The sequence below is a fragment of the Cryptosporangium sp. NPDC048952 genome (assembly GCF_043197895.1).
Taxonomy (GTDB): Bacteria; Actinomycetota; Actinomycetes; order Mycobacteriales; family Cryptosporangiaceae; genus Cryptosporangium.
The window spans coordinates 341,157-355,722 of record NZ_JBICTY010000004.1; the positions used below are offsets into that span (position 1 = coordinate 341,157).

The 14,566-nt window shown below is 70.1% G+C and carries 11 protein-coding genes; 7 read left to right on the plus strand and 4 right to left on the minus strand.

All coding sequences use genetic code 11. The annotated features are described in order from the left end of the window. The first annotated feature begins 8 nt into the window (after positions 1-8). Complete coding sequence (locus ACGFY5_RS24085; RefSeq protein WP_392723042.1) at positions 9-644, plus strand: MSMEG_1061 family FMN-dependent PPOX-type flavoprotein; 636 nt, start codon at positions 9-11, stop codon at positions 642-644. Positions 645-763: 119 nt separating this feature from the next. Continuing rightward, entirely contained in the window at positions 764-1,483 is a 720-nt protein-coding gene (locus ACGFY5_RS24090) for a S1 family peptidase (protein ID WP_392723043.1), read from the plus strand. Here ACGFY5_RS24090 and ACGFY5_RS24095 read toward each other — a convergent pair. Then, positions 1,480-1,656, minus strand: a complete 177-nt coding sequence (locus ACGFY5_RS24095; RefSeq protein ID WP_392723044.1) for a hypothetical protein — start codon at positions 1,654-1,656, stop codon at positions 1,480-1,482. The two genes, ACGFY5_RS24090 and ACGFY5_RS24095, sit on opposite strands and share 4 nt — an antisense overlap. A 25-nt stretch (positions 1,657-1,681) precedes the next feature. After that, on the minus strand, positions 1,682-3,049 hold the full coding sequence (locus ACGFY5_RS24100) for an FAD-binding oxidoreductase (RefSeq protein ID WP_392723045.1): 1,368 nt from the start codon (positions 3,047-3,049) through the stop codon (positions 1,682-1,684). Between the two features lie 82 nt (positions 3,050-3,131). Between ACGFY5_RS24100 and ACGFY5_RS24105 the strand changes: the two genes are divergently transcribed. The 3 genes from ACGFY5_RS24105 to ACGFY5_RS24115 are packed head-to-tail and all read left to right on the plus strand — an operon-like array spanning position 3,132 to position 6,766. Continuing rightward, complete coding sequence (locus ACGFY5_RS24105) at positions 3,132-3,896, plus strand: CPBP family intramembrane glutamic endopeptidase (protein ID WP_392723046.1); 765 nt, start codon at positions 3,132-3,134, stop codon at positions 3,894-3,896. Continuing rightward, positions 3,893-4,894: a TIGR03617 family F420-dependent LLM class oxidoreductase gene (locus tag ACGFY5_RS24110; protein ID WP_392723047.1), complete on the plus strand. Its 1,002-nt coding sequence runs from the start codon at positions 3,893-3,895 to the stop codon at positions 4,892-4,894. The genes ACGFY5_RS24105 and ACGFY5_RS24110 overlap by 4 nt, the downstream gene beginning before the upstream one ends. A gap of 54 nt (positions 4,895-4,948) precedes the next feature. Further along, complete coding sequence (locus ACGFY5_RS24115) at positions 4,949-6,766, plus strand: toll/interleukin-1 receptor domain-containing protein (protein WP_392723048.1); 1,818 nt, start codon at positions 4,949-4,951, stop codon at positions 6,764-6,766. A 37-nt stretch (positions 6,767-6,803) separates the two neighbouring features. Here the strand turns inward: ACGFY5_RS24115 and ACGFY5_RS24120 are convergent, their stop codons facing one another. Together ACGFY5_RS24120 and ACGFY5_RS24125 are read right to left on the minus strand one after the other, a co-directional pair. Next, a complete protein-coding gene (locus ACGFY5_RS24120) occupies positions 6,804-8,951 on the minus strand; it encodes an ArnT family glycosyltransferase (RefSeq protein WP_392723049.1) in 2,148 nt (715 codons plus the stop codon). Beyond that, positions 8,948-10,198: a glycosyltransferase gene (locus ACGFY5_RS24125; RefSeq protein ID WP_392723050.1), complete on the minus strand. Its 1,251-nt coding sequence runs from the start codon at positions 10,196-10,198 to the stop codon at positions 8,948-8,950. The genes ACGFY5_RS24120 and ACGFY5_RS24125 overlap by 4 nt, the downstream gene beginning before the upstream one ends. Before the next feature lie 241 nt (positions 10,199-10,439). On the opposite strand from ACGFY5_RS24125, the gene ACGFY5_RS24130 reads away from it, so the two are divergent. After that, on the plus strand, positions 10,440-11,684 hold the full coding sequence (locus ACGFY5_RS24130; protein WP_392723051.1) for an ROK family protein: 1,245 nt from the start codon (positions 10,440-10,442) through the stop codon (positions 11,682-11,684). A gap of 122 nt (positions 11,685-11,806) precedes the next feature. Further along, complete coding sequence (locus ACGFY5_RS24135; protein WP_392723052.1) at positions 11,807-14,536, plus strand: alpha-mannosidase; 2,730 nt, start codon at positions 11,807-11,809, stop codon at positions 14,534-14,536. The last annotated feature ends 30 nt before the right edge of the window (positions 14,537-14,566 follow it).

Here is a 14,566-nt window from a genome sequence, read left to right on the forward strand (position 1 = left end):
AGCGTCTTATGAGTCTTGACCTGGGACAACCGGTGACGAGCGTCGAGGAGTTGCGGGAGTTCATCCCGGAACCCCACCCGCACATGAAGCAGAAGTCGATAGCGGTGATCGACGAGGTGACCCGCCGCTTCCTGGCTTCCTCGACGTACTTCCTGCTGGCCACAGTGGGTGCCGACGGGCAGCTCGACGTGTCACCGCGCGGGGAGAAGGCCGGCGGTGTGCTGGTGCTCGACGAGCGGCACATCGCGTTCGGCGACCGGCCCGGTAACCGCCGGATCGACAGTTTTCAGAACATCATCGAGCGCTCACGCGTCGGCATGCTGTTCCTGGTGCCCGGTTACCGGGAGACGGTGCGGCTCAACGGCCGGGCCACGATCGTGCGCAACGCACCGTTCCTGGCGGAGCTGCCCGGGTCCCGGCTGGAGGTCGACCGCGAGAACTCGCCGGCGCTGGCGACGATCGTCGAGGTGGAGGAGATGTTCCTGCACTGCGGGCAGGCGCCGACGCGGGGTGGGCTGTGGAAGCCCGACACCTGGCCGGGATCGGAGAACCTGCCCACGGTGAAGGAGATCTTCTACAGCCAGTCCGCCTACTGGCCCGAACCCCTCCCCGGCGTCGAGAAGCGCGTGGTCCCCACCACATGACAGGAATCCGTCCATTCACGAGCGTTACGCTCCGTTCCACGCTAGGAAGGTGATCGACGGTTACCGACTGAAGGGTTCTCATGCGTTCGCTCTCGGCTTTAGCCCTCTCCGCTGTCACCGTGGGTGCTGTTCTGTTCGTGGGGAGCGCGCCCGCGCAGGCGGTGGCGAACGGGGTTCCGGTCGAAGACGGACAGTTCCAGTTCGCGACCAAACTGACGATGACCGGCATCCCGAACCCGGACGGCACGACCAGGAACAGCGCCTGCTCCGGCGCGTTGATCGCTCCGCAGTGGATCCTCACCGCCGGGCACTGCTTCCACGACGTCGACGGCAACCCGGTGAGCGGCCCGGTGCCCTACGACACCACGGCGACGCTCGGCCGGGTGACGGCCGACGGGCCCGGTGGGGTCGAGGTGGCGATCGTCGAGGTGGCGCAGTCGCCGGTGAACGACATCTCGCTGGCCAAGCTCGAGCGGCCGGTGGAGAAAATCGACCCGGTCTCCCTTCCCGAGGCACCCCCGGAGGCGGGCGAGGTGCTGCGGCTGACCGGGTGGGGCGCGCTGGACGGCGTCTCGACCGAGCCGTCCGACACGCTGCAGACTGGGCTGGTCGAGGTCATCAGCGTGTCCGACACGACGGTCGGCGTCCACGGCAAGGACCCGTCGCCCAGCACCGGCGCGTGCATGTTCGACTCCGGCGCACCGTACTTCCGCGAGACCGACGAGGGCGCCGAGGTGGTCTCCACCGAGAGCACCGGCCCCGACTGCCCTCACGACCTCGAGGAGACGACCGCACGGGTGGACGTCGCAGCAGAGTGGATCAACGAGACGATCGGCTAGTCACCGCGCGGTGGGGGTGGCGTGCCCTGGTACCACCACACCGCCCCGCACTCGGCGCACGCCAAGTGGTGCTCGTCGTCGGCCTCGACACCCCCGACGTCGTGGGCGCACCACGGCCGCCCCCGTAAGATCCAGCTCCACTCGATGGCGGCGCTTCCCATCGTGACGGCCATATGTCCACGGTAAGTGCTCGCGCCGTCACTCGAACACCTTCCCTGGGTTGAGAATGCCGTGCGGATCGAGGGCCTGCTTCACGGCGCGGTGCATCGCCTGCACCGCCGGCGACAGCTCCTGCTCGAGTCCGTCGCGCTTCAACAGCCCGACGCCGTGTTCACCGGTGACGGTTCCGCCCAGCTCCAGAGCGTCGACAATGATCTGTTCGAACGCGCCCTGGGCCCGACGGCGGGCCGCGTCGTCGCCGACGGGAGTGATGATGAGCGGGTGCAGGTTGCCGTCGCCGGCGTGGGCGATGTTCGCGATCAGCACCCCGTGCCGTACGGACGCCGCCTCGATCCGACCGAGCATTTCCGGCAGGGCCGCCTTGGGCACGCACACGTCCTCGGTGAGCACCGGGCCGAGCCGCTCGAGCGCCGGGTAGGCCAGGCGTCGGGCGGCGAAGAGCGCGTCGGCCTCCTCCTGGTCGGTGGATCGCGCGGCCCAGGTGGCTCCGGCGCGCTCGAAGCACGCGAGCATCGTGGCCGCCTCCTCTTCGCCGGCGAGGCCGGGGGAGTCGGTGCGGCCCAGCAGGATCACGTCGGCGTCGGCGGAGAGGCCCATGTTCTTCCAGGCGTCGACGGCGGCCAGGCAGTGCCGGTCGACGAGTTCGAGCGCGGACGGGACGACGCCGGCTTCGCCCACGGCGCGAACGGCTTCGCCGGCGGCGACGAGTGAGTCGAAGTAGCCGGCGACGGTGTGCTCCGCCGGGCGCGCGGGCCGCAACCGTACGGTGATTTCAGTGACGACGCCGAGCGTTCCTTCCGAGCCCACGATCAGGCCGGCCAGGTCGTACCCGGCGACGCCCTTGGCCGTGCGGCGACCGAGGCGAACCAGCTCCCCGGTTCCGGTCACCACCTCCAACGCCAGGACGTAATCCCGGGTGACGCCGTACTTCACGCAGCACAGCCCACCGGCGTTCGTGGCGACGTTGCCGCCGATCGTCGACCACGGGGCGCTCGCCGGGTCGGGCGGATACCAGAGGTCTTCGACGGCACAAGCCGCGCGCAGTACATCGTTCACCACCCCCGGCTGCACCACCGCGAGCCGCTCGACCGGGTTGATCTCCACGATGTCGGTCATCTGCTCGGTGGACAGCACGACACAGCCGTCGACGGCGTTCGCGCCGCCGGACAGACCCGTACCGGCGCCGCGGGGGACGACCGGCACCCGGTGACGCAGGCACGCCTGGACGACTGCCTGCACGTCGGTGGTGGTGCGTGCGCGGACGACGAGCAGGGGCTTGCCGGCCGGTGCCCACTCAGCGTCGTCGTGTGCGTACGACGCCTGCACGTCGGGGTCCTCGATCAGCCGCTCCGCACCGAGCGCCGCCCGCAGTTCGTCAACCAGCATCAGTCCAACCTACGTCCATCTCCACCGCGAAGCTCCGGCTAGCTGGAGTGACCCGGTGCCCGCCCGGCGGTGGGATGGGCGCATGAGGTGGTATTTGATCCTGACGTTCGGCTCCACGTGGGGATGGATCGCGGTGGCGTGGGCCGTGGGGTGGTCGATGGGCAACCCGTTGGCCCAGTTGCCGATGGCGTTCGCGCCGGCGGTCGCGGCGTTCGTGGTGCGGAAGTACGTGACGCGTGAAGGCTTCGCCGACGCCGGGCTGCGCGTCCGTGTCCCCGTGCGGTGGTACGCGGTGGCGTGGCTCGTTCCGATCGCGGTCCTGGCCGGCATCATGGCGCTGGCTGCGGTGTTCGCCGGTTACCGCCCGGCGGGGTTCGGGGTGATCGCCGCGTTCGCCGGCATCGCGCTGCTGGTGCCGCCGATCTTCTTCGGTGAGGAGTTCGGCTGGCGGGGCTATCTCCAGCAGCGCATCCACCCGAACCCCACGACCGCCATCCTGGTCACCGGCGTCATCTGGGCGGTCTGGCACTGGCCGCTCGCGTTCGCCGGGTACTCCGACTACGACAACATCCCGCTCGGCCTGGCCACCTGGGGCGCGCACACCACGCTGATGGCGATCCTGCTCGGCTGGCTGTTCGTGAAGACCGCCAGCGTCTGGGTGACGAGCCTCGCGCACGGCTGCTCGAACATGGTGGTCGGTGTCGCCGGGGAGATCCTGCTGGTCGAGGACGGCGGCCTGGACCGCGCTGTCGTCGACGCGTTGACCCTCGTCCCGATGCTGGCGGTGGCAGTGGCGATCCTCGCATCCGGACACCTGCGCCAACAGCCGGTAGAAAATACAGTATGAAAGTCGACGTGATGCTCTCGGACTCCGTGATCGGCGCCGCGGACCGCGCCCGGGCACTGCAGGCAGCCGGCGTCGACGGCGTCTTCACGTTCGAGAACTCGCACGACCTGTTCTTCCCGCTGGTCGCCGCCGCACCGGTGTGCGACCTCGACCTGATGACCAACGTCGCGATCGCGTTCCCGCGCAGCCCCGTGCACCTGGCGCACGCGGCGTACGACCTGCAGCTGCTGTCGAAGGGCCGCTTCCGGCTGGGGCTCGGCTCACAGGTGCGGGCCCACGTCGAGAACCGGTACGGCGCGCAGTGGGGCCGGCCGGTCGAGCACATGCGGGAGTGGGTGCTGGCCACCAAAGCCATCCTGAACAGCTGGCAGGACGGCACCCGCCTGGGCTTCCGGGGCGAGTACACGCGCCACACGCTCATGACCCCGACGTTCGACCCCGGCCCGAACCCGTACGGCGTCCCCAAGGTGCTGGTCGGGGCGCTGGGGCCGAACATGAACCGGATGGCGGCCGAGGTCGCTGACGGCGTCCTCGTGATGCCGTTCAACAGCGCCAGACACATGCGCGAGCGCACCTGGCCCGCGATCCACGAGGGACTCCGGGGACGAACGGATTTCGAAGTCACCGCCGAGGTCATCCTCGGCGTCGGGCGGGACGGACCCGAACGCGCGGTCCGTGGCCTGCTCGCGTTCTACGCCTCCACCCCCGCCTACCGCCCCGTGCTCGACGTCGAAGGCTGGGGAGACCTGCAGCCCGAGCTCAACGCCCGCTCGAAGCGCGGGGAGTGGGCCTCGATGCCGGAGCTGATCACCGACGAGATGGTCGACACGCTCGCGATCTGCGGCACGCCCGACGAGGTCGCGGCCGGGATCGTCGCCCGTTACGGCGACTGCGACCGCGTCTGTGCGTACTTCCCCGGTTACGACGCCGGTGACGACCTGATCGCCGAGGTGGCCGCGGCGCTGAAGTCAGTCGTTCGGCCAGGTCACCCGGGGTAGATCGGCCAGGGTCCCGAGTCGCTACCGTGACCGCCACTAGGGGCGAGGTGACCGATGGCGCACGACGCTTTCATTACCTATGCATGGGCCGAAGGCACCGGGGTTGCCTCGGCACTGCAACACGCGATCAAGACGATCGGCACTCCGTGGTACGGAACCGGCACGTTGGCGGTCCACCGCGACACGACCGACACCGAACCCAGCGGCTCCCTGCGCTCGGACCTGTTCGCCGAGCTGGACGCGTCCCGCTACCTGATCCTGCTCGCGTCCCCGAAAGCGGCGCGATCACGCTGGGTGGAGCGCGAGGTCGGCCACTGGCTCAGCGGCTCCGGCGCTGCCGCTCTGCACGCGGGTGACGCCCCCAAGCCGATCGACCGTCTGATCCTCGTCCTGCTCGACGGTGAGATCCACTGGGGCCGCGACGACTTCGACTGGTCGCGCACCGACTGTCTGCCGCGTGCGCTGTCCGGCCGCTACGCGGCGCTCCCGCGCTACATCGACCTCCGGTGGGCGGTCGGCCGCGAGGACCTGTCGGTCCATGACCCCGACTTCCGGTCCGAGGCGGCAACGATCGCCGCGCCCATCATCGGGACGTCACGCCGCGAGCTGCTGGGGCGCGACGTCCGTGAGTTCGGGCGCGCCCGGCGTACCGCGCTGTCGGCGCTCGCCGCGCTCGCTCTGTTGCTGGTCGTGTCCCTGGTGGTCTCCGGCGTGGCGATCGTCGACGGGCGCTCGGAGGCGCGGGCGCACGACCGAGCGGCCGCGGACCTGCGGACGACGGCCGCCCAGGCCTTCCTGCGCGATGCCACCCGGCTGCGCACGAGCGACCCGGAGCGCGCGCTGCAGACCGGCATGGCCGCCCAGTACCTCGCGCCCGGCAGGGAAGCCACCAGGGCCCTGACCGAGGCGCTGCGCGCGACACCGTTCGCCGGGGTCGTGCGTACCCATGCGATGCAGGCGGCGGTGCTGAGCCCCGAGTCCCTGCTCGCCTCCGACGGCGGCACGATCTCGTCGTGGGATCTCGATCCGGTGCAGCGCCGTTCGCGCGTACCGGCGCCGGGCGGGGTGATGGCCGCCGGCAAGGACATCATCGCCGTCGGCGCTCAACTCTGGGACGGCGCCCTGCGCACGGTCGGCACCGTGCCGTTCACGGGCGTCTCCGCGCTCGGCTTCTCGCCCGACGGCCGGACGCTCGCCACCGGCGGATCCGCCGGTCAGGTCCGCTTCTGGGACGTCTCGACGCCGTCCGCGCCGAGGCAGCGGGGCGACGTCATCGGCGGCGGCACCGAGCAGGTGACCGCGCTGGCGTTCGGCACGGACCTGCTCGCCTACGCCCGCAGCGGCACGGTGCGCATCTGGCGCGTCGCGGACGGCGCGCCCACCGCCCAGCTTGCGACCGTCGACGGGCCGACCGACGTCACCGACCTGGCCTTCAGCCCCGACGGCGCGCGTCTGGCGGTCGCCTCCGCTGCAGGCATCCAATTGATCGACGTTACGCAGCCGACCGCGGCGAGGCGGGTGCGAAGCACCGGCCGGTACTCCACGCTGGCGTGGTCGTCGGACGGCAAGTGGGTGGCCGGTGGCGGTGACAACGGCGCCGTGACGGTGTGGGACGCGGGGACGCGCCTCCCCGTGATCTCGGCCTCCGCGCAGAAAGGGCTCGTGCTCGACCTCGTTTTCGACGGTCCGACGCTGCTCAGCGCGGGGGCGGACGGCACCGTGATGCGGTGGAGCGTGATCCCGGCGGCGCTCCCGTACGGGAGCGCCGCGCTGATCGGTGCGGCGTGCCGCCGGGCCGGTGGGGGACTGTCCCGCGAGGTGTGGGAGTCGTACGCGCCGGGCGTCGACTACCGCGACACCTGCGCGTCGTAGGCAGCCCCCCGGCGGTCCGGCCCGGGGGGCTGCGGTGTCACGACTCGGTGGTTCCGGAGGCCGATCGGGTCAGGTCGTAGACGGTGGTGCCGCCCACTGTCGTCGCCGGGAAGTTCTCCTGCACCCACTCGGTGATCTGCGAGGACGTTCCGTCGGTGTTCGAGTTGCCGAACCCCATGCCGCCGCCGGCGATGAAGTAGTGGATCTTGCCGGCGGAGACGTAGGACTGGAACGCGGCGAGTGTGGGAGTGGGGTCGGTGCCGTTGAAGCCGCCGATTGCCATCACCGGGTCGCCGGTGGCCAGTTGGTAGCCGGACGCGGAGTTCGATCCGATGGTCGCGGCGACCCACGTGTACTGCGACGAGTTCGCCGTGAGCAGCGCGGTGAGTTCGGCACTCGGCGTGCTGCCGTTGAGCAGGTTGCCACCGCCACCGCGGTTACCCCCACCCCTCGAGAACCCACCGTTACCGGTACCACCCGGCATCTGCCCCCCACCCGGCATCTGCCCCCCACCCTGCTGCTGCCCCTGGCCCTGTTGGCCGGGGAACTGGTTGCCCTGGCCCTGCTGGCCGCCGGGGATGGTGCCGCGGTTGCCCGTGCCGCCGGGCCCGCCTCCTTGACGTCCGCCAAAGGAACCGAAACCCCCGGACGGGCCCGCACTCGGAATCGCACCGGTGTGCGGCTGCGACGCGGTCTGCACGGCGTACGCGGCGGGAGCCGCGACACCGAGCAGCAACGCGGCGCCAGCCAGCAGAACGGCCACCCGGCGCGCGAGCCGGGGCGTGAACGCGAGCCCGCCCGCAACGGCGAGCCCACCGACCAGCACCACCCACCGCAGCCACGGCTGCCAGTCGGCCCGCCCGAGCAGCACGAACGCCCAGACTGCAGTCGCTCCCATCGCGACGGCGAGCACGGCACGCGCGGCGTCCTCGCCACGCACCGCCCACACCGAGACCGCTCCGATGCCGATCACCGCACCGATCGCGGGTGCCAACGCCACCGTGTAGTACGGGTGGATGATGCCCTGCATGAAGCTGAAGATCAGCGCGGTGATCAGCAGCCACCCACCCCAGAGCAGCATGGCCGCGCGGGTCCGGTCGGTCCGCGGCGCGCGCGCCGTGAACCCGAGCACCGCCACCAGCAGCACCAGCGCCGCCGGGATCAACCAGCTCGCTTGAGTGCCGAACTCCGAGTTGAACAGCCGCAGGATCCCGGTCTCACCCCAGGACCCGGCGCCACCCCCACCGGGAGTGACGCTGCCGGCCTCGTCACCGGACAGCCGACCGAGGCCGTTGTAGCCCAGCACCAGGTCCAGCACGCTGTTGGTCTGCGACCCCCCGATGTAGGGGCGGGAATCAGCCGGCCAGAGCTCGGCGATCAGCACCCACCATCCGGCGCCGACGATCAGCGACGCGAACGCCGCCACCAGGTGCAGCAGTCGCCGCCGCACCGAGGTCGGCGCGACCACCAGGTACACGATGCCGAGCACCGGCACGATCACGAACGCCTGCAGCATCTTCGTGAGGAAGCCGAACCCGATCAGCGCACCGGCGAGCGCGAGCCAGTAGGTCCCGGCGCGCACCGCGGCGGCGTCGATCGCGCGCATCGTCGCGTAGACGGCGCCGATCAGGAGCAGCACGAGCAGGGCGTCGGGGTTGTTGAAGCGGAACATGAGCGTGGCCACGGGGGTCAGGGCCAGCACCGCTCCGGCGATCAGCCCCGCGACCGGGCCTGACCAGCGTCGCACCGCAAGATAGAGAAGCCCGACGGACGCGACGCCCTCCAGCGCCTGGGGCACCAGGATGCTCCAGGCGTTGACGCCGAAGATCCGCGCGGAGATCTCCATGACCCACAGCGCCGCCGGGGTCTTGTCGACGGTGATGAAGTTCGACGCGTCCGAGGAGCCGAAGAAGAACGCTTTCCAGCTCTCGGTGCCGGCCTGGGCGGCCGCGGAGTAGAAGCTGTTCGCCCACCCGGAGGAGCCGAGGTCCCAGAGATACAGAGCCGCGGTGCCGACCAGCAGCACGAGCAAGGCCGGCCGGATCCACCGCGGGTCCTCCTCGCGGCCCCGGACGATCCGGCCGATCCGTCCGGCGGGCTTCGGCGGTGCGGTGTCGAGGACCTCGCCGTCGAGGGCGGGATGCGATCCGGCGGGTGGCTGCGGGGGTGTGGTGAGTGCGGTCATCGGGCGTCCTGGGTCGCGGCCGTGCGCCGCGGGTGGAAGACCCAGGCGCGGAAGAGGAGAAATCGAAGGATCGTCGCGGCGAGATTCGCGCAGATCAGTACCGCCAACTCGACGCCGCGCCCCGGGGCGCTCACCGTTGCGTGCAGCACCGACAGCGCGCCGGTCGTCAGCACCAGGCCGAGCCCGAACACCAGCAGCCCTTCGAAGTGCTGCCGTCCGCGCTTCCCGGCACCGCGGACGCCGAACGTGAGCCGCCGGTTCGCCGCGGTGTTGGCGATCGCGGTGATCAGCAGCGCGAGCAGGTTCGCGGTGAACGCACCGACGACGCCCCGCAGCGCCACGTACAGCACCAGATACGCCAGCGTGCTGGCCACCCCGATCCCACCGAACCGGATCAGCTGGCGCACGAGCCGCGAATCCACACCCGGCGCGACCTCCCGGGCGTCACGCCCCAGGGACTCCCGCACGGTGTGCAGCGGCAATGAACCGGTGGCCAAACCGCGCCCGAGCCGCCACACGCCCCGCAGATCCGCCACCGCGGTCGCGACGATGTCGACCCGGCTGTCCGGATCGTCGACCCAGTCGACCGGCACCTCGTGGATCCGCAGCCCCGCCCGCTCGGCGAGCACCAGCATCTCGGTGTCGAAGAACCAGCCGGTGTCCTCCACCAGCGGCAACAGCTGCCCGGCGACGTCACGCCGGATCGCTTTGAACCCGCACTGCGCGTCGGAGAAGCCCGCGTGCAGCGTGCCGCGCAGGATCAGGTTGTAGCAGCGGGAGATGACCTCGCGTTTGGCTCCCCGCACAACCCGCGAGCCCTTGGAGAGCCGGGTGCCGATCGCCAGGTCGGAGTGGCCGGAGATCAGCGGCGCGACCAGGGGCAACAGTGCCGCGAGGTCGGTCGACAGATCGACGTCCATGTACGCCAGGATCGGAGCATCCGACGCGGACCAGACCGCCTTCAGGGCGCGCCCGCGACCTTTCTCTTCCAGGTGCTCCACCGCGACGCCGGGCAGCTGGCCGGTCAGCCAGTGGGCGATCGCGTAGGTGTTGTCGGTGCTCGCGTTGTCGGCGACGGTGATGCGGAACGGGTAGGGAAACGTCGAGGTCAGGTGGGCGTGCAGCCGCCGCACCGACCCTTCGATGTCCTTTTCCTCGTTGTAGACCGGGATCACCACGTCGAGCACGGCTCTTCCGGCCTTGGCGGCGTCCTGGACCGGATCCGCGGCGAGGGTCGTGATCGTCATGGTTCGACGATCGACCGGCCAGCTGTCGAGGTGATGGGGACGGGCTCAGGAGACGCTGTGAAACCGAGGCAGGTTCGCATGACGCCGCCGCCGGACGGCTGCGGCGCGTGTTTCTGCTCGACCAGACACGAGAAGGCGATTAGCCTTCCCTGCCGGGCGAGCGACGAAAGCCACGAGCGCCGCGTCGTTCACCTCGTCGGCGCCCATACTCTGCCACGCTTTCATGAGCGAAAAGAGAGGTATGGCCCAAACAGGGACGAATCTGGTGGCCGTCGCGGAGTTCAACGTGTCGGTGGTCCTGGACGCGATCCGTCGGCATCCCACTGGGGTCGCCCGAGGTGAGCTGGCCGCTTTGACGGGCCTGAGTGGGATGACCGTGTCCAACGTCAGCCGTCGCTTGGTCGAGGACGGACTGGTGACGGAGACCGTCATGCCGGCCAGTGGCCGGGGCAAGCCACCCAAGATCCTGAGGCTCATCCCGAGTGGGGGATTCGCCGTCGGCGTGCACATCGATCCAGCTGTCGTCACGTACGTGATCGTCGATCTGGCGGGTGAGGTCCGCGATCACATCCGGACCGAGACGCCGGTCGTACAGGACCCGGGCCGGGTCGTGGGGGCGATGGCTCGGACGATCGAAGAACTCATCGTGTCGTCCGGCGTAGAACGATCGAAGGTGCTGGGAGTCGGCATCGCCTCACCCGGGCCGATCAACGCCGAGACGGGTGTCGTACTGAACCCGCCGATGCTGCCCGACTGGCACCGGGTCACCCTGCGTGACTCCTTGAGCGCTGCCCTGCGGCTGCCGGTGGTGCTGGAGAAGGACTCCACCGCGGCCGCGATCGCCGAGCGATGGTTCGCGGGCCACGACGGTGCGCGCGACTTCATCTTCGTCTACTACGGCACGGGATTCGCGACCGGCATCGCCATCGGCGGCGAAGTGTTGCGCGGTGTGAGCTCGAACGCGGGCGACGCCGGGCACATCACCGTCGATCCGAACGGACCGGTGTGCTGGTGCGGGCGCCGGGGCTGCGTCGGCAACATGGCGGTCCCGCGCGCGCTGGTGGAACGTGCACTCGAACGGCAGGTGCTGTCGCCCGGTGACGTCGGCCGGCTCGACGACGTGCTGGACGTCGGAGCGGCGTTCGGGAAGCTCGCCGACGCGGCCGACGCCGGGAACCCGGCGGCCATCGGCATCCACGCCGAAGCCGGGCGGGCTTTGGCGCGAGCTGTCGTGGTCACCGCGAATCTCCTCGACGTGCAGCAGGTGGTGTTCGGGGGGCCGTTCTGGGGACGCCTCGCACCGGTGGTGCTGTCCGTGCTCCCCACCGCGGTTTCCGGCGACCCGGCGCTGGTGCTACCGCATTCGATCCGCTTCGTGGAGTCTGCTGTTCCCGTCGACGTGGCGTCGGTGGGTGCCGCGACCTTGGTCCTCGACCAGGCGTTTTCGCCGCGCCCGACGACGATGCTCCTCGCGTCGGGGAAGTAGGCAAGCCTGTCGGCCGGTCAGGATCCCGGCCCGCGCTTCTAGGTTTTCGCAGGTCAAGACTCTTGCAGCATTTTCAACAAACTGCTTTGATATTCGGAATTCACCATCGAGGGGTAGACGCCGTGACATCGGATGCACTGCTGGCGGCCGCCGGCCCGGCCGGCGCGGTGTTCGTACCCCACGTCCACTGGGACCGCGAGTGGTACGAGCCGTTCCAGGTCTTCCGCCATCGTCTCGTCGCCGAGTTCGACCGCCTGCTCGACGTGGCCGAGTCGGATCCGTCGTTCCGGTTCACCCTCGATGGTCAGACGGCGGCCATCCAGGACTACCTCGAGATGCGGCCGGACGAGGTCGACCGGGTCAGCCGGCTCGTCGCGGAGAAGCGTCTCGCGCTCGGGCCGTGGCTGATCCTCCTGGACGAGTTCCTGTGCACCGGCGAGACGATCGTGCGCAATCTGCGGTTCGGTGTCGAAGGTGCCGCCGCACTCGGGGGAGCAATGTCCGTCGGGTACCTGCCCGACATGTTCGGCCACATCGCGCAGATGCCACAAATTCTGGTCCGGGCGGGTATCGGGCGCGCCGTGCTCTGGCGGGGTGTCCCGGCCGCGATCGACGGACACGAATTCGTGTGGCAGGCGCCGGACGGCTCCCGCGTCCGCACGGAATATCTGTTCGACGGCTACGACAACGGGCTCGACATCCTGCTCGTGCCGGAGATGATCGGGCGCGCGCTCGACGACTACACGGTGATGACGAAGCAGCGGTGGGGCGGAGATCCGGTACTTGCCATGGCGGGTACCGACCACGCCGTACCGGACGCCCGGCTCGTCGAGTGGCTGCGCCGCGCCGCCCGTCCCGACCGTCCCATCGCTGTGGCGACGCTGCCCGAATACCTCGAGGGTTTACCCACCGACGTCGACCTGCCGACGGTCGTCGGCGAACTCCGCAGCCATGCCCGTGGCAACGTCCTGCCCGGGGTGTTGTCCGTCCGCCGATCGCTCAAGCAGGGCATGGCGGAGGCAGAACGGGTCGTGGATGAGGCCGAACGGCTGGCCGCCCGTTGGTCACGGACGAGCCAGGACGAGTTTCTGAACGTCTCTTGGCGAAAGATCATCGAGTCGTCCGCCCACGATTCCGTCGTCGGCTCCGGTTCGGACGAGACGAGTGACCAGGTCGCGGCACGCCTGGCCGAGGCCGGGCAGATCGCCCGTGCGGTGCGTGACGGCGTCTTGTCCGAGGTGGCCGCGACGGTGCCGTCCTCGGCGTTCTTCGTGGCGAACCCGTTGACGTCGGACCGGATCGTCGTCGCGTCGGTCGACGTCGAGACCACATCAGCCGAGGTGGCGCTGATGGCCGTCGGCGCCGACGGACGTCGCCTCCCCCTGCAGATTCTGGGCGCGGCGGCGACGGTCCTGGCCGACGAGAACATGGCAGGAGCCGACCTCGAGCGGGTCCTGCGCCGCATCCATCGCCGCGAATTGTTCGGTCGGCAGATCAACGACTACACCGTCACGCCGGGTCTGCTCGTCTTCCGGGTCGCCGAATCCGCGTCCGAGGCACCGTTCGACCTTCTCGAGTTGCGCGGCGCGGTGGCGTCCGCGGTGGCGGATCATCCGGGTAACTGGCGCGTCGTGACCGAGGTCTCTCCGGTGCGGAGTGTCCTCGTGGAGGTACCCGTCGCGGCCTCGGGGACGACCGCGTTCACCATCCGGGAAGCGGAGTCACCGGTGTCAGCGGCCGGCACCGACGCTCCGGACTCCATCTCCAACGGTCTCGTCAGCGTCCGGGTCCGCCCCGATGGCACCTTCGACCTGTACGACGACGAGGGGCTCGTCCTCGCAGGACTCGGACGCCTCGTCGACGGCGGCGACCGCGGCGACAGCTACAACTACGCACCGCCTGACCGGGAAACGCTGATCGACACTCCGAGCCGAGTGAGCGCCGAAGTCGTCGAAGAGGGACCCGTCCGCTGGAAGCTCCAGGCGACCCGGGTCTACGAAATTCCCGTGGGTCTGTCGGACGATCCCGATCGGCGAAGCCTCGAGACGACCGCGATGACGGTCGAGACCGTTGCGGAGCTCCGATCGAACGAGCCGTTCGTCCGGCTGAGCCTGTCGTTCGAGAACCCGGCGCGTGACCACCGGATGCGCATCCACTTCCCGCTCCCGGAAGCCGCAGCCTGCTCGGAGTCGGAGGGGCAATTCGCCGTCACCCGGCGCGGCCTGGTCGCCGAGGCAGGCTGGGGTGAGTTCCCGCTCCCCACGTTCCCGGCCACGTCGTTCGTCGCCGCCGGAGCGGCCACGATCCTGCTCGACCACGCGACCGAGTACGAAGTCGTGGACGACGGCCGAGAGCTCGCCCTGACCGTCCTGCGGGCCATTGGTTCCATCAGCGTGAACCTGCACCCGCTGCGGGACGAGCCCGCCGCAGCCGAGATCCCGGTACCGGGCGCACAAGCGTTCGGCGAAACCATCACCGCTCGTCTTGCTGTGCTCCCGGCGCGCGCCGGATGGGAACGGGCGGACGCCGTCCGCCACTCCGCGCACTTCCGGAGCGAACCCTTGGTCCGCCGCGGGGCGGCGCCGCTCGGAATGCCGATGCCGGGCCCCGCCGGAGGACTGAAGGTGACGGGTGGTTCGGCTGCGGTGACCGCCGTGCATCACTGTCACGACGGCATCGAGGTGCGCGTCGTCGGCATGAGTGATAGTCCCGTTGCCGCCACGATCACCGGGGACTTCCGATCGGCGACCGACCTCTCGCTGCTGGGCGACCCGATCGAAACCGAGGAGTGTCCTGGCACCCTCCACGTCCGACTACAGCCCTGGGAGATCCGAAGTCTCCTGCTGAGGTGAAGGTCCGCCCTTCCCGACGATTCGAAACGT

Coding starts and splice junctions, on each gene's coding strand:
- ACGFY5_RS24110 (WP_392723047.1), top strand. CDS start 3,893: ATGAAAGTCGACGTGATGCTCTCGGACTCCGTGATCGGCGCCGCGGAC.
- ACGFY5_RS24130 (WP_392723051.1), top strand. CDS start 10,440: ATGGCCCAAACAGGGACGAATCTGGTGGCCGTCGCGGAGTTCAACGTG.
- ACGFY5_RS24120 (WP_392723049.1), bottom strand. CDS start 8,951: ATGACCGCACTCACCACACCCCCGCAGCCACCCGCCGGATCGCATCCC.
- ACGFY5_RS24115 (WP_392723048.1), top strand. CDS start 4,949: ATGGCGCACGACGCTTTCATTACCTATGCATGGGCCGAAGGCACCGGG.
- ACGFY5_RS24095 (WP_392723044.1), bottom strand. CDS start 1,656: ATGGCCGTCACGATGGGAAGCGCCGCCATCGAGTGGAGCTGGATCTTA.
- ACGFY5_RS24125 (WP_392723050.1), bottom strand. CDS start 10,198: ATGACGATCACGACCCTCGCCGCGGATCCGGTCCAGGACGCCGCCAAG.
- ACGFY5_RS24105 (WP_392723046.1), top strand. CDS start 3,132: ATGAGGTGGTATTTGATCCTGACGTTCGGCTCCACGTGGGGATGGATC.
- ACGFY5_RS24100 (WP_392723045.1), bottom strand. CDS start 3,049: ATGCTGGTTGACGAACTGCGGGCGGCGCTCGGTGCGGAGCGGCTGATC.
- ACGFY5_RS24085 (WP_392723042.1), top strand. CDS start 9: ATGAGTCTTGACCTGGGACAACCGGTGACGAGCGTCGAGGAGTTGCGG.